A 19,992-nucleotide genomic window follows, 5' to 3' on the forward strand; every position below is an offset into this window, starting at 1 on the left:
CATGAGCAGGCGCACACAAAGTTCATGGGAACCACTACTGCAACTACCTCGACTGTAGCAGCCCCGAGCCCGCGGTGGGCGGAAATCTCCACTCCGATTTTTCGGCGGGACCGCCCCGGTGTCGCGACCTGGGTCGCCGCATCGGTCAACTTGCTTCGCGCGGCAGTGAGTTGGTCGCCTCTTGGGGTGCTCCCGGGTCGATGGAGCCCCCTGAAGCCGGCTTCCGGGCGGCGCGCCCGGCGTTTCGGGCGCCACGGAATTCGGGTGGCCCGGGGTGGCCCGACCCCGGTCCCCGCGGCGCATACTGGCCTGGATGAAGAAACCTGAAGCAGTCCGCCGGCACCTGCCCACCAGCCCCTTCAAAGCCAGGACCGAAGCACCGCGCAAGCACTTCGCCGTCGGCGACCGCGTCACCCACGACTCCTACGGCCTCGGCCGGGTCATCGGCGTCGAGGGCGACACCGCGGTACTGGTCGACTTCGGATCACGACAGGAGCGCGTCGTCCAGCCGTACGCCGGCATGTACAACCTCTGACCCGCACCGCCGCGGGCGGCGTTCCGTCGCCCGCCTGCTTCATGGTGGCACCAGAACCGGGGCCACGACACGCAGAAGGCCCCGACCGGGTTCCCGGTAGGGGCCTTCAACCGTCTTGCCGGGCAGAGGCGGAGGATGCGGGATTCGAACCCGTGCGGGGGCGCCCCCGACACGCTTTCCCATTCTCCCGAACGGTATCCGTCAGGGCTCGAACCCGTCCTGACCTGCTACGGAGCGAACCGCTGGGCAGCTGCCGAACCGGGCCGGACGGGGGTGAACGCGACCAGAAACGAGACCGGTCGGCCGTCCTTCGGCACGGTTTCCCTCCCTGGGACGGCCGGCGCGCGGCCGTCCCCTCATTCGAACATCGTTCGAAACGATCTCGATGCGAGCCCGGTTCCCGCCGTCCGAGGGTTCAAGCGGAGTCCGAACGGGGCACCGGCCGGCGGGGCGGGATCGACCGGGAGAGCGCCGCGAAGCCGGTGCAGAGCAGGCGGAGGCTTCGCGTGAACTTCTCGTCCTGGCTGATGCGGGGGATCAAGTCGCCCATGACCAGCGGGAATCGCTCGCACAGCTCGGCGTGGAGCTCGGCTGTGACGGTCGGCGGGGCGGCCGGCTGGTTCTGCTCCTGGAGCACGAAGCCGGTGATGTGGCTGAGCAGGGTGTCGGCGGCGATGCCGCAGTGCTCGGCGGGCAGCCCGGCGTCGAGGAGGGTGCCCAGCAGGCGTTCCATGAGGGAGAGGGCGCCGGTGCTGAGCGTGCCGGGGCTCTCGGCGAGGAGTTGGGCGCCGCCGGGGTGCTGCTTGATGCTCCGGCGCAGGGCGGCGGCCTGGGCCTCGACGCGGTCCTGCCAGGTGGCGCCGGCGGGCAGGGCGGTCAGGGCTTCGGTGCCGGCGTCGTAGGCCTGGCGGCAGACCCGGTCGGCCATCAGGGCGAGCAGTTCGTCCTTGCCGCGCACGTGGTAGTAGAGGCTGCCCGCGTGGGCGTCGAGCCGGTCGGCGACCTGGCGCATGGAGAGGTGGTGGTAGCCGACCTCGGCGAAGACGGCCATGCCCGCGTCGACGATGCGGTCCTTGGTGAGCTTCATGCGGTCCACCGTAACAGCGTTTTCCAACACCGTTCGAAAACTGTGCTAGCTTCGCTCCGACAGGTTTTCTAACGGCGTTGGAAAACGCCGGGGCGGGGGAGGAGCAGGACCATGGGGGCGATCCTTTTCAACGTGACCACGGCCGCGCTGATGGTCATGGCGGTCAACTGCGGGCTGGGCGTCGTCGGTCGCGGCACGCTGCGCTCGCGGCCGCTCCCGTGGGCGGCGATCGCCCTGACCGCCGTCGCCGTCGGCGGCGTGCTGCTCCAGCTGGTGTGGTCTGGCGCCATGGACGCGCTGGACGCGGACCCGGCCAAGTCCGGCTGGTGGCGCGAGTACACCTCGGTGTTCATGCAGAACGGCGGCCTTTTCGGCGGCCTGTGGAACCTCGTCACCCTCGCCGCAGTCGCCGCGCTCGCCCAGTGGTACTGGGGCGGCCCGCTGACCCTCGCCTTCTTCCTCGCCGGCATCGTGCTGCCCGGCCGGATCGACACCCTGCTCGGCCTCGGCGACGGCCCCAGCAGCGACCCCCGCAACTTCGCCGGCAGCTCCGGCGCCACCTACTTCCTCGGCGCCACCCTCGCCCTCGCCCTCCTCGCCCGCACCCGCCTCCCCAAGGAGATCGCCCTGGCGGCCGGCGTCCCGGTGCTCGGCCTCGCGATGTGGCTCGCCCAGGACAACGGCCACGGGCTGGTCTCCGTCTACGGCTTCGCCCTCGCCGCCGCGGCGTGGGCCATTCGCCGCCAGGTCCGCCCGGCAGCCGGCCGGACGGCCTGACCCGGGGCGCTGCGGCCGCTCGCGGTACGGCGGGAAGCCCGGATCGGCGGCCCCCGCTGCACCACGGGGCAGCCTCAGGGCTCCACGGCGGCCCCAGGGCTCCACGGCGGATCGCCTCCCCGACACACGACGAAGGCCAGGACCGTCGAGCGGCAATGCCGTTGCTCCAGGCGGGCGGTGGGGCACCGGCCTGCGGCCGATCCGGCGGTGCCGCACCCGCTTCGCTCCGTCCGGCCGGACGGCGGGCGGGGCGCCTTCCGCCGGGTGCCGGTGGCTTCCGGCCGCGCGGCGAGGCCGGAGCACCCACGGGCGCGACGCCTGGCGTACCGTCACCACCAGCGTCCTCGCAGCGGTGCGCAGCTTGTCACCCGAGCGGTGGGAGGCGAGGACGTCGTCCGCAAGGGCCGGCCGACGGCGGCTGTGAAAATCGCTGTCCGACCACCGGAGCACGGTGATAGACATCCGGCGTGGAAAAGAATCTTGAGTTCCCCGACCTGCTGCGACTGATCGATGAACGGTCGACCGCCTTCCGCGCCGCGGTCACCGCCGCGCCCAGTCTCGACGCGCAGGTGCCGACCTGCCCCGGGTGGACGCTGTTCGATCTGGTGAAGCACCTGGGTGGGGGAGACCGCTTCTGGGCCGCCATCGTCGGCGCGGGGCCTGCCGACGCTCCCCCGGCCGAGGCCGCCGCTGCGCGCGCCGCTCTGGAAGTGCCGCGGGAGCGTGAGGCCCTGGTGGCCTGGCTGGCCGCGTCGACGCAGCTGCTGCTGAGCGCCCTGCGCGAGGCAGGACCGGAGAGCGGTTGCTGGGCGTGGTGGAGTGGCCTGCAGACGCCGCGGACCTCCGGCGGTGTCGCCCGGCACCGGGCCCAGGAGAGCGCGGTGCACACGTACGACGCCCAGCTCGCCGGGGGCGCCCCGCAGCCGCTGCCGGTCGAGGTGGCCCTCGACGGTGTGGAGGAGTTCCTGTTCACCTGCGTCGCGACGCCCAGCGCCTGGCCGCACAAGCCCACGGCCTTCGACTTCCACGCCGCCGAGGGCCGCTCCTGGCGCCTCACGGTCGACGGCGACGGCGCACGCTCCGCCCGCATCCCCGCGCCCACCGGCGCGGCCGGCGAGGACTCGGACGCAGCCGGCGCCTCCGTCCATGGCACGGCCAGTGAGTTGGTCATCTACTTGTACGACCGTATCCCGGCCGAATCCTTGCACGTTGACGGAGACGCAGGGCTGCTCGACCTGCTCCGCGCCTGGGAGCCGGGGCACTAGGACGTAGCGGGGGCGGTTGGCTCGCGCAACGGCACTGCCGTCGAGCGGTCCTGACCTTCTGCCGGCGCAGGAGACGTGATGCGAACTCGCGCGGGGTGGCCCCCAACACGCCTTCCCATGCTCCTCGGCACTGTCCAGGCGGGTTCGCACCCGACCGTCCGCTCCAGCGGCTCTACACCGCGCACGTCCCCGCCACCGGCCCGGCGCAGGACCCCGGAGCCATCAGGAGGCGGGGGCGGCCGTGGCCTCCAGTGTCTTCCGGATCGTCCGGATTCCCTGGTCGACCATCGCGGCGATGGGCTCCGCCAGGCTGTGCGGCTGTACGTCGATGATCCAGACGAAGCGGCTGCGGCCGCCGGCTTCGGCGAACACCTGCATGGAGGCGTGGTGGTGGAAGACGTTCAGGGAGCCGCCCACCACCGCGTAGGCGATACGCCGGGCGTCGTCGTCCAGCGAGACGATGAGCTCGTGCACCAGCGTGCCATCCTCGAAGGTCACCAGTCGGACGTCGCCTTCGACGCGGGTGTCGGTGACGAAGCCGGGGGCGAGCTTGTGGTGGACCTCACCCCAGTCGCGGATCGCCGCCCAGATCTCTTCGGGGGCGGCGTCGATCGGGACATCTCGATGAATGGTTGCCACGGGGAATCTCCGTTCGTCTCGGACGGTCAGTTGGTGGTGGTCGTGGCGGTCGTGGCGGGGATCAGGCAGAAGGGGCCGCCCTGGGGGTCGGTGAGGACGACCCACTGACCCTCGCCCGGCTGGAAGGCGGGCTGGGAGGCCCCGAGGGCGAGCAGTTCCCCGACCGCGCTGTCCAGGTCGGGGACGGTGAAGTCGAGGTGCAGGTGGGTGCTCCCCTCGGGCCACCCGGGCGCCTGGTAGCCCTCGACGCGGACGAAAGACAGCCCCGGTCCCGCACTGCCCGCGCTGAGGGAGGAGAAGTCCGGGTCGCTGTGGGTGAGTTCCCAGCCGGTGGCCTTCTGGTAGAAGTCGGCGAGCGCGACCGGGTCGGCGCAGTTGACGACCATGGTGGTGAGCTGTTCGAGAGCGGGCATGAGCGAACTCCTGACATCGCGGAATCGTGAACGACCGGAAGCCCCGCGGGCTTCGGGGAAGATCCTCGCCGGGCCGCCCCGCCCAGGTCTTGAACATCCTTGCGGGGGGCGGGGTTGTCGGACCCGCCCCGTACCGTACGGACCGTGCTCTCCATCCAACCCGTCGCCGCCCGGCCCGGTTTCGACATCAGCGTGGTCGCCTGCCGCAGCGACCACACCCGCTGGTCACCTCCCGAGGTCCGCGGCGACTACCGGGTGGTGCTGGTACGGCGCGGCCGCTTCCGCCGCCAGGCCGCCGGGGCGGCCGCCGACCTCGACACGAGCCTCGCCTACGTCGGCACCCCGGGGGAGGAGGAGAGCTTCGCCCATCCCGCGGGCGGCGACCACTGCACGTCGATCAGCGTGACGCCGGCGCTCTGGCGCTCCCTGGCCGGGGACGGGAACGGGCCGTCGGCGGGGACGGTCTACGTCGACCCCACGCTCGACCTCGCCCACCGGCGCATGCTCACGGCCGCCCGCTCCGGGGACGTCGACTACGCCGTCACCGAGGAACTGCTCACCCTGCTCGCGACCACTGTCGCCCGCACGGTGCCCGGGCCGACGCCCACGGCAGGCTCCTCGGCCCGCGACCGCGCGCTCGTCACCGCCGCCCGCGAGGCGATCGCCGACGAGCACCCCGCCTCGACCAACCTCGTCTCCCTCGCCGACCTACTCGGCGCCTCCCCCTACCGCCTGAGCCGCGCCTTCCCGCGAGAACTCGGCGTCTCGGTGACCCACTACCGCCACCGCGTGCGCATCGGCCGCGCCCTCGACCGCCTGGAGGCCGGCGAAACCAGCCTCAGTGCCCTGGCCGCCGACCTCGGCTACGCCGACCAGGCCCACCTCACCCGCACCCTGCGCCGCCACCTCGGCCACACCCCGACCGCCCTGCGCCGCCTGCTGGCACCCGGCGAACGCGGCGAGCGCCAGGCGACGGTGGGCTGACGGGCCGCAGCGGGTTCGAACAGAACCGAGACCACGAGACGACGAAGGCCCGGACCGCCGAGCGGTCCGGGCCGTCGTTCACCCTCGCGGGCAGAGGCGGAGGAGACGAGATGCGAACTCGTGCGGGGCTGCCCCCGACACGCTTTCCACGTGAGTGCCGGGCAGGAGGGCGTCAGGCTTGCCTCCCCCGCGGGGCCGACCCGGGGAGGGGCCGACGGTTCGGCCGGGGTCAGGAGCCCGGGGGCACCGTGCTCCACTGCTGGGAGCGCGCCCCGTCGTACATGCGCAGGGCGACGGCGCTGCCCAGGCGCATGCCGTCGGTGAGGGCGAGGTCGGGGTGGGTGGCGGGGGAGATCCTGACCTTGCCCTGCCCCACGTTGCGCACGCTCCACTGCTGGTTCTTGTCGTTCTGGTCGCAGGGCCGGAGCGTGACGGAGCCGCGGGAGCCGCTCGGCGCGGTCAGGCAGGTGCCCGTCGCCTTGTTCTTGATGAGCTGTTTCCCGGCGATGGTGCTCAGGTTCCACAGCTGGCGGTCGTTGTTGCGCTCGGGAGCGGCCACGACGACCCGGCCGCCGCGGTCGGCGGCCAGGTTCCTGGCCGAGTCGTCGCCCCGCGGCCAGACCCGGAGCTGGTTCCAGTTCCCGGTCTGCTTGGACGGATCCGTCGTCTGCTGCGGGGCCTGGGAGACGGCGGTTCCGGTGGCCGCCAGCGCCAGCCCGGGCGTGCCGGCCAGCAGCACGGCGGTGACGGCAGCGGTCGCGATGCGCTTCGCAGGAGACATGGTTATCACTCTCATGTGTTTTCCCTTGTGGGGTGTCCGAGAGGCGTGCGGCTTCCTCGGCGGATGACGCCGGAAGCCCTGCGGGTCCACGGGGTCCCCCTGGGCCCGCCGGTCGCCTGGAGCGGCGCGGTGCGGGGCCGCGCCGGGGGTGTCCGAGGGGGCGGTTCGCGCTGCGCCCCGGCCGCCGGGCCTCCTGTGCCCGGTGGCGCTTCGTAGCCACCCCGACCAGGCTAGCCAGATGTCCGCCCGCTCGCAGCTTCGGATGAAGGCGCAGGTCACGGCCGTGGGGGTGGGGTGAGCCGGGGCACTGTACGGCGAGTTGCGCGGCACCGCACGTCCGGGAGGGGCGGGGGCGCTTCGGGGCGGAGGGGATGGAGGGGGTGGGCGAGGGGTGGGCGAGGGGTGGGAAAGGCGCGGCCGCCGCCCGGCGCGGTGCGCGGGCGGCGGCCGTGGAGCGGGCGCAGCGTCAGGAGCAGCTGTTGAACGTCGCGCTGGTGTTGGCGATGTAGAGGGTGGCGCCGGCGGTGGGGTCGGAGCTGAGCGGGACGGTGACGGTGTCCTCGGCCGTCCACGGGATGCCGTGGGCGTCGAAGGTCCAGGTGCCGGTGACCTTGCGGGCGACCTTGGCGAGCGTCACCCAGCCGTACTCCTGGGGCGGGACGGTGACGGTCACGCTGTTGTTGACGCTCCTCGACCCGTGCCACTCGTTGGTGTAGTTCAGCGAGGAACTGACCGTCCCCGTCAGGACGTTGCCGGGGGCGCCGGCGGACATCTGGGTGCCCATGTCGGCGCCGATGGAGTTGGACCAGCCGCTCTCGTCGGTGACTCCGAAGGACTGCTGGACGGCGCTGCTGGTGTTGTTGAACCAGACCGCGGAGACGCAGGTGCGCGGCAGCGGCGCGGCCGGCGCCTCGCTCTTCGTGGCCCAGGAACAGCTGGAGGGGTCCTTCTGGCACTGCTTGGCGCCGTGGTCGACGGCCAGGTTGCGGGCGGCGGTCGGGAAGCCGGTGGACCACTGCTGGTTGACGGTGCCGTTGCAGGCGTACTGGTCGGTCCAGGCGTCGTCGTAGTTGCCGCCGAGCAGCAGGTCCAGGCAGGTGTTGTCGCCGGCGTGGCGGATCATGAACGCGTCCCCGCCGCCTTGCGCGGGCTGGAAGTACCAGCGCTGGCTGGCCTGCCCGGCGCAGGTCTGCTGGCGCAGCGCAGGGGTGAAGAAGGCCAGGTCGACGCACTTGCCGGTGTCGTTGTTGACGATGGCGAAGGTGGAGTCGGCGGGGTTCACGCTCAGGCGCCAGGACTGGTGGTAGCCGGGCGCGGAGTTGGTGACGATGTAGACGCCGTCGCCGGTGTTGCCGTTCTGGACGTCGAGTTGGCGCCCGTTGCTGAGCGACTTGATGGTCAGGCACTGCTGCGGTGAGGAGCAGGCGGCGAGCGGGGCGGGAGAGGCGGGTACGGCCGCGCGGGCGGGTGCAGCGGTCAGGCCCAGGGCGGCGCAACAGGTGACCAGGAGGGCCGCGAACAGGCGCAGCCAGGGCGCGGTGCGGCCGGGTGTCGTGGTGGGCAAGGGTTTTCCTTTCGTCGGGGAGAGGAGGGGCGGGAGGGGCTCACGGGGCGGCGGCGAAGGCCGCCTCCAGGCGCGGGACGTAGTCCGCGAGGTCCTGCGCCCAGCAGCCCGGGGTGTGGCCGCCGTGGCAGTCGGCGCCCCAGCCGGTGCCGTCGCCGTAGTCGACGTAGCGGTACGGCAGGCCGAGCGTGTCCAGGCGCTGCTTGAGGCGCTTGGCGGTGCCCTCGGCCCAGAACTCCATGTCGGCGGGGTTGTTGTTGCCGTTGCCGGTGTAGACGGCGATGCCGGTGTGGGCGAGCGTGGCCGCGCGCGCGACGGGGTCGGCGGCGTTCCAGCGCCAGTCGGCGTTGAACACCGGGTACGGGGTGCCGAAGATCGCGTCGCTGGAGACGGTGGGGCCGAAGTCCAGGCCGCAGGGGCGGCCGTCGCTGGGGCCGCAGAGCACGGTGCCGACGTTGGTCAGGGTGGCGACCACGGCGCCGCGGATGATCATCTCGTCGGTGGAGAGGTCGTTGGCGCCGGACATGGTGAGGACCTGGCCGAACAGGTCGGGGCGGTCCTGGGCGTAGTGCAGGGCGCCGAAGCCGCCCATGGACAGCCCGCCGACGGCCCGGTGGGCGCGGTCGGTGCGGGTGCGCAGGTTGGCGTCGACGAAGGGCAGGACCTGGGTGAGGTGGAAGGTCTCCCAGTTCTGCGCGCCGGCGGCGGTGTTCTGGTCGAGCCAGTCGGTGTACCAGCCGCGCAGGCCGCCGTCCGGGATGACGGTGATCATCGACTGGGCGGCGGTCAGCGCGGGGTAGGCCAGCGCCGGGTCGCTCGGGTTGTCCGAGGCGCCGTGCAGGAAGTACAGCACCGGGTAGCGCTTGTCGGGCCGGGCGGCGTAGTCGGCGGGCAGCAGGATGCGGATGGTGTGCGCTCCGGCGACCTGCGGGGTGGTGACGGTGACGACGAAGTTGGTGGCGGTGCCGGTGGCGGCGCCGACCTGGGTCAGCCCGAAGCCGTCGGTCAGGGGCGGCGGCGCGTCGGCCTCGGCGGCCTCGGCGCGTACGGCGGGTACGGCGGGCGCGACGTACGGCGCTGCGGCGGAGGCCGCCGCGGCGGGCGCGGCGAGCGGGAGCAGGCAGGTGGCCAGGGCGGCGAGTGCTGCCGCGCGGGCGCGCCGGAGCCGGGCAGGGGGCATGGGCGTCCTCGATCTTCTGTGATCTGACTGATCACCGACAACTCTTGCCAGGGGCGACGCCCCGACGCCAGAGCCTCCGGCGGCGCACCTGGGCCACCGGCGCATGTGCGCCACCCGCGCGGGTAGCCTCCCCCGGCCCCGACCGGGGCGCTCGACGACAGGAGGCTTCGTGCACGACGTGCTGGAACCGGACTCCGAACGCGGCCGCGTCTACCACGCCCTGGTCGGCCGGCCCCGCGCCCGCGTGCCCGAACTGGCGCGGGAGAGCGGCCTGGACGAGGACGCCGTGCTCGCCGTCCTGCGCGACCTCGCCGACGAGGGCGTGGCGGTGGCCTTCGACACCACCGACAGCGCCGACGACCGCGACCACGCCTGGGAGGCACTGCCGCCCGCCCGGGTCGTCGAGGCGGTGCTGCAGCACGACGCGCTGCGCCAGGCCACCGCCCGCCGGGCCGGCGCCGAACTGGAGCGGCTCTACCGCTTCGCGCGGCGCGACACCGGAAGCTACGGCGCGCTGGAGGTGGTCGACGACCCCGCCGGGGTGCTGGCCGCCAGCCGCCGTCTCCAGCTGGCGGCCCGTCACCAGGTGCGGGTCATCGACGTGCCGCCGTACTCCGGCAGCCGCGCCCACTACCTCGACCAGGAGGTGCTGCAGCGCCGCCGGATGGCGGCGGGGGTCAACTACCGGGTGATCTACCAGGGGTGCGCGTTCCAGGACCCGGTGGTCGGGCCCAACATGGCGCGGATGGTCGAGGCGGGGGAGCAGGCCCGGACGTTGGACGAACCGCCCCTCAAGCTCGCCATCGGGGACGACGACCTTGGCATCGTCACGCTGCCCGCCGACGACCGCCCGGGGGTCGTCTCGCTGCTGATCCGGCCCTCGGGACTGTTGAACGCCCTGAGCGCGGTGTTCGAGACGCTGTGGCGCTTGGCGGTGCCCGCGTCGATGGCGGAGGTGGACCTGCGGATCGACGAACGCGACCGGCGGATCCTGACGCTGATGGCGGGCGGCGCCACGGACGACGCCATCGCCCGCAGGCTGGGGCTGGGGCGGCGCACCGTGGTGCGCCGGGTGTCGACGCTGCTGGCGCACCTGGGCGCCACCACCCGCTTCCAGGCGGGGGTGCAGGCCGCGCGCCGGGGGTGGCTGTGAGCGGCGGGTACGGTTCGGCGTGAGAAGTCGGATCGGCCGACTTCTCACGCGGGGTAGTGGTCGCGGCCGCCGTCGGAGCGGCTTGGCGGAGTCCGGGCCGGATGGTTACCGGCCCGTGTCCGCCCAGCTGATGCGGAGTTCGCGCTCGCCGAGGGGGAGGGAGAGGGCGGGGGCGTCGGCGAGGTCGCGGATGATGTCGCGCCGGGCGCAGGGGCCGGTGAGGCGGCGCTCCAGGACGTAGTGCTGGAAGCGGGACATCGGCAGGTGGCAGACCGAGTCCCAGATCCGTTCGAGGGTGTCGGCGTTGAGGGTGTGGACGGCGGGCGGGTGGTGGCCCGGCAGTTCGACGAGGATGTCGTGGTCGTCCCTCACGCGGCCACCTCGCACCAGACGATCTTGCCCGTGTGCTCGCGCGAGGAGCAACCAGTGCGGGTGGAGAGCGACTTGACGAGGTGGAGGCCGCGCCCGGCCTCCCCGTCCAAGGTGAGGGCGCGCAGGACGGGCTCGCGGTCCCGCCGGGCGTCGTGCACTTCGATGCGCAGGCGCGCGGGGTCGAGGTCGAGGGCGAGGTAGATGAGGTGCCCCGCCGGCGTGCCGTGCAGGAGGGCGTTGGTCACGAGCTCCGAGACGATCAGGAGCCCCGGGTCGAGGAAACGGGCCCCGTTCGGGGCGCAGCCGAGGAGTTCGGCGAGGTACAGGCGCCCCTCGCCGGGAGCGCGGCGGCTGCGCGGCAGCCAGGCGGTGGAGGAGTGGGAGGACATGGCGAAGTCACCTTCCAGGCACGAAGTTTGAAGCCATGCGGGGCCGGGCGGAGGCATGGGGATGCCCGGCAGTAGGCCGGGCTTCTGTCACTCAGGAGACCCGAAGTGCTACTCCCTGTAGCATGCTCTGCAATGGCTAAATTGTGCAAGCGCACTTCCGTGCAATTGCATGGTGTCGCAAGATTCGTGTGATCACCCAGGGAGGTGGCAGACTGTGACCCGACGTCAACCAAGAGGGAGCGGCGAGCGTGGACAGTCCAACTGTGCTGCGCCGTAGGCTCGGCTCCGAGCTGCGGCGATTGCGCGAACGGACCGGGCGTCAGGCCAAGTCGGTTGCTGACGAACTCGGCTTCAGTGCATCCAAGGTGTCGCGGATCGAGTCGGGTCAGACGCCCCTGAAGGAATCCGATGTTCGCGCGATGCTCGAACTGTACGGCGTGCGCGACGAGGCCGAGTTGCGGCAGATGATCTCGCTGACTCGCCGCAGCACACAACGCGGCTGGTGGCACGACTACACGGACACACTGCCGGACTGGTTCCAGACCTACGTGGGTCTTGAGGCCGACGCTGCCCGGGTTCGCTCCTATGAGTCCGAGTTGGTTCCTGGGCTGTTTCAGACCGCCGGCTACGCGCGCGAAGTGTTTCGGACCTTCTGGTCGGAGCAGAACAACGGCCAAGACATCGAACGGCGGGTGAAGCTCAGGCTGCAACGCCAAGAGCTCATCCGGAATCCGGAACCACTCGCCGTACACGCCGTGCTTTCCGAGGCCGCCTTCCGGCGCGAGGTCGGCGGCGCTCAGGTGATGACGAAGCAGGTCAGCCACCTGGTCGAGCTTGCGCAACTGCCCAATATCACCATCCAGGTGATTCCGTTCAGCGTGGGTGCTCACGCGGCGATGGGCACGAATTTCCGCATACTCTCCTTCTCGGACGTGCCTGGCGAGGTTGCCTTCTGTGAGTCGGTCAGCAGCAGCCTCTACATCGAGAAGAAGGTAGACATCGTTCGATACGAGACTGTCTTCAACCAACTAACGTCGCTGGCGATGGCTCCGGAGGACTCCATCTCCTGGATGCAGAAGCTGGTGACAGAAGGGTACGGAGCATGAACTGGCGTAAGAGTAGCTACAGCAACCCCTCTGGTGGCGACTGCGTCGAGGTCGCCGAGGGCGCCATCGGCATCGTTCCGGTCCGGGACAGCAAGGATCCTGACGGGCCGGCTCTCGCGTTCACTCCCGATGCGTGGCAGTCCTTCGTCGCGGGTGTCCAGGCGGGCGACTTTCCGGCCGGGTCCTGAAGCGCTTCTTACCGGGCGGCCCCGCGGAGTGCGTGGGGCCGCCCGGGCCTTTCCGGTGTGGAGTGCCTTGGCCTCGCAACGGGGGCGAGCGGAAAACCCGGGCCTCCACGCCTCCGCGTGACTACCGTGCTGCCGGGTAGATCCTCCCGACCGATGAGGGGCCGAGTCGTGCTGACCAGACCGCACCCGCCGTAGGTACCTCTGGAGAGCCCAGAGGGCCTCACGGAGGCTCTTGATGTCCCGAACCGTCCGCACGACTCCCAGGCAACTCCGCGTCCAGGAACGCGCATCGGAGTCCATATCCCTGTACGACCTCCGCTACACCCGCGCTGAACTGGGCCGGGCTGCCCGCGAAGGCCGCCGCCCCGCCCCCAAGAAGACACGGCATCGGATCACCTTCCGGCGGTCGGTGGCGCTCGACTGCAGGACGGGCTCGTTCTCCGTCGAGATCGCCACGGCCGAAAGCCGTGCCCGGCTCCAGGGCCGGCTCGACGCCCAGCGGATCCGTGGACTGCACCGCGCCGGCCACGACATCGACGGTGCGGACATCCCTCCGGTCCGCCACCGTCACGATGCGCTCTGGCACGCCTGGTAGGGACGAAGTACTGCCGGCGGCCCCGCGTGCCGGGCGGGGCCGCCTTTCTGGGAACGCACGTCCTCTTGCCCGAGAGCGCACAGCAGGCGCCCCGGGCGTCCGCTGCGGCCGGGAGTGTTCACCGGTGCGGCAGACTGGCCGAATTCGGTCCTTTCGGGAGGGTGTGTGCTGCTGCTCGACCTCGACACGGTGTCGCCCCGTGAGCGCGTGGACGCGTTCCACCACGCGCTGACGGATTCACTGGTGCCCAACGACGTCTTCCACGAGGAGCCGGAGACCGGCATCCACGCGCGCATGGAACTGTGGCGCGTCGGCGGCCTGGACCTCTTCGCCACCCGGAACTCGGGCTTCGAGGTGCGCCGTACCGCCCAGCACGTGCGCCACCACAGGAGCAGCCCCATCGTCTCGGTCTCGCTCCAGCCCCTGGGCGTCCACCGGGCCGAGGTCGCGGGCCGGCGGACACTCCTGGGCGCAGACGACATCTGCGTCTTCCACGAGCTGTCGCCCCGCGTGTACGGCTGGTCCGGCGACGGCGCCTCCCAGGCCATCATGTTCGACATGGACCGCCTCGGCGTGCCGGTCGACGACGTGGTGCGGGCCTCCCGGCGGCTGCGCTCCAGCCCGCTCCACGGCCTGGTGCTGCAGCACCTGCAGGGCCTGTGGCGCGATCCCGGCCGGCTGGAGGCCGACCCCGGCGCGCAGGCCCTGGGGGCCGCCACGACGGAACTCGTGCGCGCGCTGCTCCTGTCGGCCGCGCACGCCGAGGAGAGCGTCGAGGTCCGGTCGACGATGGACGACACCCTGCTCACGCGGGTCCTCGCCTACGCGCGCTCCCACCTCGCGGACCGCGACCTGACGCCGGAACGGATCGCGGCCGAGCACGCCGTCTCGGTGCGCCGGCTCTACACCCTGCTCGGCGGGGCGGGCATCAGCCTGGAGCAGTGGCTCATCGAGGAGCGGCTCGGCAAGGCCCGGCGCATGCTGGCCTCCAAGCGCTACGACCGCCTGACCGTCGCCGCGGTCTCCGCCCGGTGCGGGTTCAGCAGTCCGAGCCACTTCAGCCGCCGTTTCCAGGCGGCCAGCGGGGTGTCTCCGAGCGAGTGGCGCCGGCTCGGCGGCGCCGTCCCCGTGGACGAGCCCGTGGACGACCCCGTGGTCGACCCCGAGTGAACTCACGCGTGCAGGGCGGTGTGCAGGGCGTCCGTCATCTGGATGCGCGCCGCCGCGGACGCCTCCGTGCCGCGCAGCCGGTCGAACAGGACGAACCCGTGGATCGTGCCGTGGTAGCGGGCCGACACGACCGGGACGTCCGCCTGTCGCAGCCGTGCCGCGTACGCCTCGCCCTCGTCCCGCAGGACGTCGGCCTCGGCGGTGACGACCAGCGCCGGCGGCAGCCCCACCAGGCACTCCACGGGCGCGCGCAGCGGTGACACGGCGCCCCGCGCGCGGTCCCGCGGGTCCGGCGCGTACTGCTGCCAGTACTCCCGCATGGCGGCGCTGCTCAGGAAGTACCCCTGCGCGAACTGGCGGTAGGACGGGGTGTCCATCGCCGCGTCGGTCACCGGGCAGACCAGCACCTGGTGGCGCAGGCGCGGGCCGCCGCGGGTGCGCGCCACGAGGGTGAGCGCGGCCGCGTGCAGGGCACCCGCGCTGGCGCCGACCACCGCGATCCTGCTCCCGTCGAGCCGGCAGCCCGCGCCGTGCCCGGCGATCCACCGGGCCACGGCGTACGCCCGCTCGACGGCGCCCGGGTGGCGGGCGTGCTCCGGCGCGTCGTACTCGGGCACCACCACGGCCGCGTCCGCGCCGAGCACCAGGTCCACCAGCAGCTGCTGATGCGCCTGGGCGTCGGTCAGCATCCAGCCGAGCCCGTGCAGGTAGAGCACCACCGGCAGCGGCTCGCACGCACCCGCGGGACGCAGGATCCGCACCCGGATCCGGCCGCCGTCCCCGTGTTTCCCGTCCCCGCCCGGCACGGCCAGCCACTCCTCCTCGACCTCGGGCTCCTCGCGGCCGCCGCCGTCCCACAGCGCGGCCATGCGCTCCCTCGCCGCGGCGCCGTCGCCGTGCGGGGGAGCCGGCCACGGGCAGGACTCGACGAAGGCACGCGTCTGACGCCCGAGGACGGGACTCACCCGGGGAACGTGGACGTCTTCGGGCACGAGTACTCCTCCGCGGGGGTGGTTTCACCGGTCGTTCACGACGGACCGGGGGATCAGCCTGTGGCAGTTCCGCACCGGACGCACCAGGGCCCGGGCATCCCGGCGGGCACAGGCAAGAGCCGTGCACCGTGGGGCATCGCGGCGGTGCCACGGTGTTCCGGGGGCGAGCGGGACCGGAACACCGTGGCACCGGAGCCGATCCGGGCACCGGTGCCGATCCAGGCCCCGCCTGCCCCGCGCCGCACCGGGACGACCACGAATGAGGACTGCCATGACCGAACAACGGCGGCGAGCCCGCCTCGGCCGTGCCGCGCTGCGACAGCTGATCGAGGAACTCGCGGAGTCGCTCGGCCGGTCCGTGGTCCTGGCCGACCCCTCGCTCCGGGGCGGCTGCGTGAGCCGGCACTTCGACGACGCGGACCGGGCCCGCGTCCACAGCCTCCTCCAGAAGAGGGCGAGCCGCGAAGTCGCCCGCCACGTCCTCGACCAGGGCGTCACCCGCTGGCCCCGGCCCGGGTTCATCGAGGGCCGGGACGACCTCGGACTGCAGCCCCGCTACTGCGTGCCGCTGCGCGAGCGCGGCCACTTCCTCGGCCTGCTGATGGTCATCGCACCGGACGCCACCCTGACCCCCGAGGAGACCGAGGCCATCGCCCGGGCGACGCCCGCCATCGTCGGCCAGCTGTACGCCGACCACGTCCTGGCCGACGCCGAGCGGGCCAGGGAACAGGAACTCCTGTTGTCGCTGCTGGGAGAGGACCCCGCCGCCCGCGCCGAGTCCCGCCGCCGGTTCCTGGACGACGGACTGCTCCCGGACGCCCCCCACGCGGTGGTCAGCGTCGTGCAGGCGCCCCGCTGCCGGGTGTCGCCCGGGCAGGTGGCGGCCGCACTCTCCGGGGCACTGGAGGGACTGCGGCGCACCCGGTCGGCACACACCGCCTCCGCGGTCACCCCGGACCGGGTCGTCCTGCTCCAACTCGCCGACCGGCCACTGGAACCGGAAGCACTCCGGGAGCAGTCCCGGCACATCATGGACGTCCTCGGCGCCCGCCTGGACGCCTCGGCCGCCCCCGTCATCGGCATCGGCGGCCAGCAGAGCGGTCTCGCCGGCGCCCGGACCTCCTACGAACAGGCGCTCGTCGCGGTGCGCGCGGCCCGCCGGATACCCGCCCTGAAGGACATCGGCGCGTGGGAGGAACTCGGCGAACTCGCCGTGCTCCTGCAACTGCCCGACCGCGCCCTGAACGCGTCACTCGTCCCCAAGCCGCTGCGCACCCTGCTGGAATCCGGCGGAGGCCACCGCCTGGAGGAGACCCTGCGCTGCTTCCTCGACCACGCCGGATCGACGACCAGGACCGCCGAGGCCCTGCGGATCCACCGCACCTCGCTGCACTACCGGCTGCGGCAGATCCAGGAGATCACCGGGCTCGACCTCGACAGCGGGGCGGACCGGATGACCCTGCACATGGGCCTGCGCATCCGGGAGCTCCTCGTCTCCCTCGGTACGGCCGGCGACCTCGCCCCGGCCGGCGAACCCGCCACCCCCGGCACCGAGGACGGACGCCACCGATCCCGGACCACCGAGGCCGCCACCACCACCGGAAGGGGCACCGCCACCGCCACCCGGACACCTCCCGCCGCACCGCAGGACCGGGCCCGGCGCACGGCGGACGTCCACCCGGCACATCAGGTCCCGCCGCAGCGCACCCGCACCGCCCGCGAGCGCACCGCCCGCGAGCGCACCGCCCGGCCCGTCACGGCCGACGGCCACAGACGGGCCGAAGCCGCCTAACTTGATCTTTGACCTGTGCGGCGAGGTCGAGGGGTGCCGGGCTTCTTCGTTCGCTTCGTCGTGTCCGTTCTGCGGGCTGTGTGGATGTCGTAGCGCAGGGTTGGGTGGGTGTTCTTGCGACCGGGGGGCGTCCAGGGCCAGGGCGGCTGGTTTGCGGTGCCCCGGCCGGGCAGGCGGCCTTGGGACGGAGGTTTCGGAATCCTCGCCGGACGCGGGCCGGGGTCAGACGTTCGGGTGGTGCGGGCTTCTCCCAGGGGCGGCGCAGGACGAAGTTCCGGACCTCGTGGTGGGATCAGAGCCAGCCCTGCTGCGCCGCCTTGATGCCGGCCTCGAATCGGCTGGAGGCGCCCAGGCGTTCCATGATGGAGGCCATCTGCCGGTTGACGGTACGGGAGGAGATGCCCAGGCGCTGGCCTGCCGTGTCGTCCGTGAGACCGGCGCCGAGCAGGCGCAGAAGTTCGCGCTCGGTGTTGCTCAGGCCGGTGGCGGGGTCCTCGGAGCGGACTGCGCCGAGGGGGACGGCGGTGGCCCAGGCCTGGTCGAAGAGTTCACAGAGGGCGCCGACCAGTCCGGGCTCGGTGACGTACAGGGCGCCCTTGCGGGTGTCGCGGGGGTCGATCGGGACCAGAGCCCGGGCGCGGTCGACGAGGACCAGGCGCTGAGGGATGACCGGGGCGGTCCGGACCTCGCTGCCCAGGCTGAGCAGCCACTGCGCATAGGCGGTGGTGTGGGGATCGTTGCGGGTGGCGTCCTGGTAGAGGGACTTGATGGTGACGCCGCGGGCAATCGTGTCGGCGTTCCCGTCGCGGCCTGCGGCAAGGTCCTCCGGGCGCTGCCTGGCGCCGGGGTGGACGCCGAGAACCTCGGAGGTGGCGCTGTGGCCGAGGAGTTCGAGTCGGGCCTGGATCGCGTCCATGCCGAGCAGGCGCTCGCTGTGGGTGGCGCGGCTGTCGGCGCGGTCGGCCACCATGCGGGTCACCGCCGCACGGGAGGCGGCCAGCTCGGCCTGGCGGGCGGCCAGGTCGGCCTCCTGGCGATCCAGCATGGCCGCCAGGCCGAGCTCGGGGGCGATCGCGCGCAACTGCCCGGGGTGCTCACTGGAGGCGCGCACCAGCATCAACCGGGCCAGTTCGTCCAGGCAGTCATGGACCTGGCTGGACGCCAGGCCGCTGGTGGCCGCGAGTTCGTCGACGCCGTGGCCGGGGTGGTCGAGCAGGGCCTGGTAGACGGCCCCGGCTGTGGCGGTCAGACCCAGTGTCTCCAGCATGTCGGCGCATCCTCCGTCACGACACCGCCCCCCGCGGCGTCTCTCGGCCTCATGATCGCAGCCGCGTCGGCCCGGGTGAAGATCTTGTGTCCGGCTTCACGTTGCTGTGCTGCCGACGCTACCGAGGGTGACGTCTTTGGTCAAACATGTATTCGAATGAGACTCCCTGTCGACCAATAAAAGTCGTGGACATGACATGGTGTCGAGATCCCGCCTGGCGACTTGGCGACAGCCGGAAGTCCTTCCGGAGAGGTCGATCGACGGCGAAGCTATTCATCGCCGGCCGGGAAACAGCCCGAACGGCGACCGGACGAAGCGTCACCGCGGGACGCGAGCTCCGGATCGAGCACACCCATCACTTCCCCTCAGAGGAGCGCTGCCATGATTCACAGCCGTCTTGCCAAGGCCGCCGCGGTCGTCACCTTCGCCGCCGGAGCCGCCGTCCTGCTGCCTGCCGCCTCGGCCTCCGCCGTCACCATCGCGTCCGCCACCGCCCCGGCAGCCGCCACGACCACCACCGTCATCGTGGCCGCCTCGGACAACCTCACCTGGGGCTGAGCTGCGTGGAGATCGTTTACGCCAGCCTGCACCGCCGTCCTGCGGCAGAGCCGGCCGCCGTGGGCGAGGTGGCCGAGATCATCGACGCCGTCTGGGCGCACAGCATCGCCGAGGACAATCTCGAACACGTCAGCGGGCAGGCCGGTTGCGACCGCATCGACCTGATCCTCTTCCTCCGCGGTGTGGACGGTCCTGACGTCGAGAACGCACAGCGGCGGGTCCGCGCCTTGTTGCAGCGCAGCCGCCTCGCGTCATCGGTCCTGCGGGACCGCTACCTGGCCCCGCACCCGCCCGCCGGGCTGGACGAGGCAAGCCTCAACGCCTGACGTCCTGTTCGCCGCCCGGACACCCTTTCCCTCCGCCGCCATCGGCGCGGATGACACCCGTCAGCGGATCCCGCCGACCGCTGTTCCTGCAGGACAGCCGTCGTGACCGCCGTCCGCCGCGCCAACTCTCGGCCGCAGAGGCCGATCGCACGACCTCCATTCCTCCCAGGCGCCGCTGTGTGCCTTCCGTCAGGAGTACCCCCATGTCTGCCAAGGTCTCGAAGTTCGCCCGGACCGCGCTCGCCGCCGCCATTGCCATCTCCGGCACGGTCGCCACCACGGCCCTCGCCACCAGTACCGCCCACGCCACCACCACGTCGGTGACCAACGGTCAGATCAGCCGGAGCGAGATCCTCGCGCGAGCCCAGTACTGGTACAACCAGCGGGCCAACATTCCCTACAGCCAGGGCGGTAACTACCCCGACCAGCAGGGCGCGAGCTACCGCACGGACTGCTCCGGCTTCGTGTCCATGGCCTGGCACCTGAGCGCCCCCGGCCTCAGCACCAAGGGTCTGCCCGGCGTGTCCCACGAGATCAACCGCAGCGACCTGCGACCTGGTGACGTCCTCAACGACTACGAGGACCACGTCATCCTCTTCGAGAAGTGGCAGGACGCCGCGCACACCGTCTTCGACTACTACTCGTTCGGCTCGACCCCGGTGAAGCACGTCCTCGGCGTCTCCATCAACGCCCCGTACTTCGACTCCCACCCCAACAGCCTCTACAAGGCGCTGCGGTACGACAACGTGGTCGAGGACGCCGCTGCGAGCAATGTGCAGTTGGGCATCGTGGGTGCTGATGGTGCGCAGTACAGCCAGTACGGGAACTACGCGTCGGGGTCGTTCAACTCGTCGTGGAC

At 72.1% G+C, this 19,992-nt stretch carries 22 protein-coding genes and 2 pseudogenes; 13 read left to right on the forward strand and 11 right to left on the reverse strand.

Features of this window, described 5'->3' with window-relative positions; translation table 11 throughout:
• Positions 1-313 precede the first annotated feature (313 nt).
• Positions 314-535 (forward strand): hypothetical protein, encoded by a 222-nt coding sequence (locus tag ABZ449_RS27420; RefSeq protein WP_360351141.1) that lies wholly within the window; start codon positions 314-316, stop codon positions 533-535.
• A 415-nt stretch (positions 536-950) separates the two neighbouring features.
• Here ABZ449_RS27420 and ABZ449_RS27425 read toward each other — a convergent pair whose 3' ends face one another.
• On the reverse strand, positions 951-1,622 hold the full coding sequence (locus tag ABZ449_RS27425; protein WP_360351144.1) for a TetR/AcrR family transcriptional regulator: 672 nt from the start codon (positions 1,620-1,622) through the stop codon (positions 951-953).
• Positions 1,623-1,733: 111 nt separating this feature from the next.
• Between ABZ449_RS27425 and ABZ449_RS27430 the strand changes: the two genes are divergently transcribed.
• Together ABZ449_RS27430 and ABZ449_RS27435 are read left to right on the forward strand one after the other, a co-directional pair.
• Positions 1,734-2,399, forward strand: coding sequence for a hypothetical protein (locus tag ABZ449_RS27430; protein WP_360351146.1), 666 nt, complete (start codon positions 1,734-1,736; stop codon positions 2,397-2,399).
• Between the two features lie 467 nt (positions 2,400-2,866).
• Entirely contained in the window at positions 2,867-3,664 is a 798-nt protein-coding gene (locus ABZ449_RS27435) for a maleylpyruvate isomerase family mycothiol-dependent enzyme (protein WP_360351149.1), read from the forward strand.
• A gap of 222 nt (positions 3,665-3,886) precedes the next feature.
• On the opposite strand, the gene ABZ449_RS27440 is transcribed toward ABZ449_RS27435, so the two are convergent.
• A complete protein-coding gene (locus ABZ449_RS27440) occupies positions 3,887-4,303 on the reverse strand; it encodes an SRPBCC family protein (protein ID WP_360351152.1) in 417 nt (138 codons plus the stop codon).
• A 26-nt stretch (positions 4,304-4,329) separates the two neighbouring features.
• Positions 4,330-4,716 carry a VOC family protein gene (locus tag ABZ449_RS27445; protein ID WP_360351155.1) on the reverse strand — a complete coding sequence of 129 codons (387 nt, stop codon included), beginning with the start codon at positions 4,714-4,716 and terminating at the stop codon, positions 4,330-4,332.
• 144 nt (positions 4,717-4,860) lie between these two features.
• Here ABZ449_RS27445 and ABZ449_RS27450 point away from each other — a divergent pair, with 144 nt between their 5' ends.
• Positions 4,861-5,700, forward strand: a complete 840-nt coding sequence (locus ABZ449_RS27450; RefSeq protein ID WP_360351158.1) for an AraC family transcriptional regulator — start codon at positions 4,861-4,863, stop codon at positions 5,698-5,700.
• 229 nt (positions 5,701-5,929) lie between these two features.
• Here ABZ449_RS27450 and ABZ449_RS27455 read toward each other — a convergent pair whose 3' ends face one another.
• The 3 genes from ABZ449_RS27455 to ABZ449_RS27465 form a co-directional block, all read right to left on the reverse strand.
• Positions 5,930-6,481, reverse strand: a complete 552-nt coding sequence (locus ABZ449_RS27455) for a ricin-type beta-trefoil lectin domain protein (RefSeq protein WP_360351161.1) — start codon at positions 6,479-6,481, stop codon at positions 5,930-5,932.
• Between the two features lie 466 nt (positions 6,482-6,947).
• Complete coding sequence (locus tag ABZ449_RS27460; protein ID WP_360351164.1) at positions 6,948-8,045, reverse strand: RICIN domain-containing protein; 1,098 nt, start codon at positions 8,043-8,045, stop codon at positions 6,948-6,950.
• 40 nt (positions 8,046-8,085) lie between these two features.
• Positions 8,086-9,225 (reverse strand): alpha/beta hydrolase-fold protein, encoded by a 1,140-nt coding sequence (locus ABZ449_RS27465; RefSeq protein ID WP_360351166.1) that lies wholly within the window; start codon positions 9,223-9,225, stop codon positions 8,086-8,088.
• 169 nt (positions 9,226-9,394) lie between these two features.
• On the opposite strand from ABZ449_RS27465, the gene ABZ449_RS27470 reads away from it, so the two are divergent.
• The gene (locus tag ABZ449_RS27470) at positions 9,395-10,378 is read left to right on the forward strand and encodes a helix-turn-helix transcriptional regulator (protein WP_360351169.1); all 984 of its coding nucleotides are present in this window, start codon (positions 9,395-9,397) and stop codon (positions 10,376-10,378) included.
• Between the two features lie 105 nt (positions 10,379-10,483).
• Here the strand turns inward: ABZ449_RS27470 and ABZ449_RS27475 are convergent, their stop codons facing one another.
• Together ABZ449_RS27475 and ABZ449_RS27480 are read right to left on the reverse strand one after the other, a co-directional pair.
• Positions 10,484-10,750 carry a hypothetical protein gene (locus tag ABZ449_RS27475; protein ID WP_360351172.1) on the reverse strand — a complete coding sequence of 89 codons (267 nt, stop codon included), beginning with the start codon at positions 10,748-10,750 and terminating at the stop codon, positions 10,484-10,486.
• A complete protein-coding gene (locus ABZ449_RS27480) occupies positions 10,747-11,139 on the reverse strand; it encodes an ATP-binding protein (RefSeq protein ID WP_360351175.1) in 393 nt (130 codons plus the stop codon). Before ABZ449_RS27480 ends, ABZ449_RS27475 begins: the two co-directional genes overlap by 4 nt.
• 248 nt (positions 11,140-11,387) lie before the next feature.
• Between ABZ449_RS27480 and ABZ449_RS27485 the strand changes: the two genes are divergently transcribed.
• From ABZ449_RS27485 to ABZ449_RS27500, 4 genes are all read left to right on the forward strand, one after another.
• On the forward strand, positions 11,388-12,245 hold the full coding sequence (locus ABZ449_RS27485) for a helix-turn-helix transcriptional regulator (protein WP_360351177.1): 858 nt from the start codon (positions 11,388-11,390) through the stop codon (positions 12,243-12,245).
• Positions 12,242-12,433, forward strand: a complete 192-nt coding sequence (locus tag ABZ449_RS27490; protein WP_360351180.1) for a DUF397 domain-containing protein — start codon at positions 12,242-12,244, stop codon at positions 12,431-12,433. The genes ABZ449_RS27485 and ABZ449_RS27490 overlap by 4 nt, the downstream gene beginning before the upstream one ends.
• Before the next feature lie 235 nt (positions 12,434-12,668).
• Positions 12,669-13,028, forward strand: a complete 360-nt coding sequence (locus ABZ449_RS27495) for a hypothetical protein (protein WP_360351183.1) — start codon at positions 12,669-12,671, stop codon at positions 13,026-13,028.
• Between the two features lie 165 nt (positions 13,029-13,193).
• Positions 13,194-14,198: an AraC family transcriptional regulator gene (locus ABZ449_RS27500; protein ID WP_360351186.1), complete on the forward strand. Its 1,005-nt coding sequence runs from the start codon at positions 13,194-13,196 to the stop codon at positions 14,196-14,198.
• Between the two features lie 2 nt (positions 14,199-14,200).
• Here ABZ449_RS27500 and ABZ449_RS27505 read toward each other — a convergent pair whose 3' ends face one another.
• Positions 14,201-15,190, reverse strand: a complete 990-nt coding sequence (locus tag ABZ449_RS27505) for an alpha/beta hydrolase (RefSeq protein ID WP_360351189.1) — start codon at positions 15,188-15,190, stop codon at positions 14,201-14,203.
• A gap of 271 nt (positions 15,191-15,461) precedes the next feature.
• Here ABZ449_RS27505 and ABZ449_RS27510 point away from each other — a divergent pair, with 271 nt between their 5' ends.
• Positions 15,462-16,982 carry a helix-turn-helix domain-containing protein gene (locus tag ABZ449_RS27510; RefSeq protein ID WP_360351192.1) on the forward strand — a complete coding sequence of 507 codons (1,521 nt, stop codon included), beginning with the start codon at positions 15,462-15,464 and terminating at the stop codon, positions 16,980-16,982.
• Here ABZ449_RS27510 and ABZ449_RS27515 read toward each other — a convergent pair.
• Both ABZ449_RS27515 and ABZ449_RS27520 read right to left on the reverse strand, forming a co-directional pair.
• Positions 16,979-17,247 (reverse strand): annotated as a pseudogene (locus tag ABZ449_RS27515) (transposase); the annotation flags it as partial. The gene ABZ449_RS27510 and the pseudogene ABZ449_RS27515 overlap by 4 nt on opposite strands.
• A 27-nt stretch (positions 17,248-17,274) precedes the next feature.
• Positions 17,275-18,249 (reverse strand): LuxR C-terminal-related transcriptional regulator, encoded by a 975-nt coding sequence (locus ABZ449_RS27520; protein ID WP_360351195.1) that lies wholly within the window; start codon positions 18,247-18,249, stop codon positions 17,275-17,277.
• A 381-nt stretch (positions 18,250-18,630) separates the two neighbouring features.
• Here ABZ449_RS27520 and ABZ449_RS27525 point away from each other — a divergent pair, with 381 nt between their 5' ends.
• The 3 genes and pseudogenes from ABZ449_RS27525 to ABZ449_RS27535 all read left to right on the forward strand — a co-directional run.
• Positions 18,631-18,807 carry a hypothetical protein gene (locus tag ABZ449_RS27525; RefSeq protein WP_360351198.1) on the forward strand — a complete coding sequence of 59 codons (177 nt, stop codon included), beginning with the start codon at positions 18,631-18,633 and terminating at the stop codon, positions 18,805-18,807.
• A gap of 5 nt (positions 18,808-18,812) precedes the next feature.
• Positions 18,813-19,133 (forward strand): hypothetical protein, encoded by a 321-nt coding sequence (locus tag ABZ449_RS27530; RefSeq protein WP_360351201.1) that lies wholly within the window; start codon positions 18,813-18,815, stop codon positions 19,131-19,133.
• 203 nt (positions 19,134-19,336) lie between these two features.
• Positions 19,337-19,992, forward strand: a pseudogene (locus ABZ449_RS27535) (hypothetical protein); the annotation flags it as partial.

This window comes from Kitasatospora sp. NPDC005856 (assembly GCF_040629945.1).
GTDB lineage: Bacteria > Actinomycetota > Actinomycetes > Streptomycetales > Streptomycetaceae > Kitasatospora.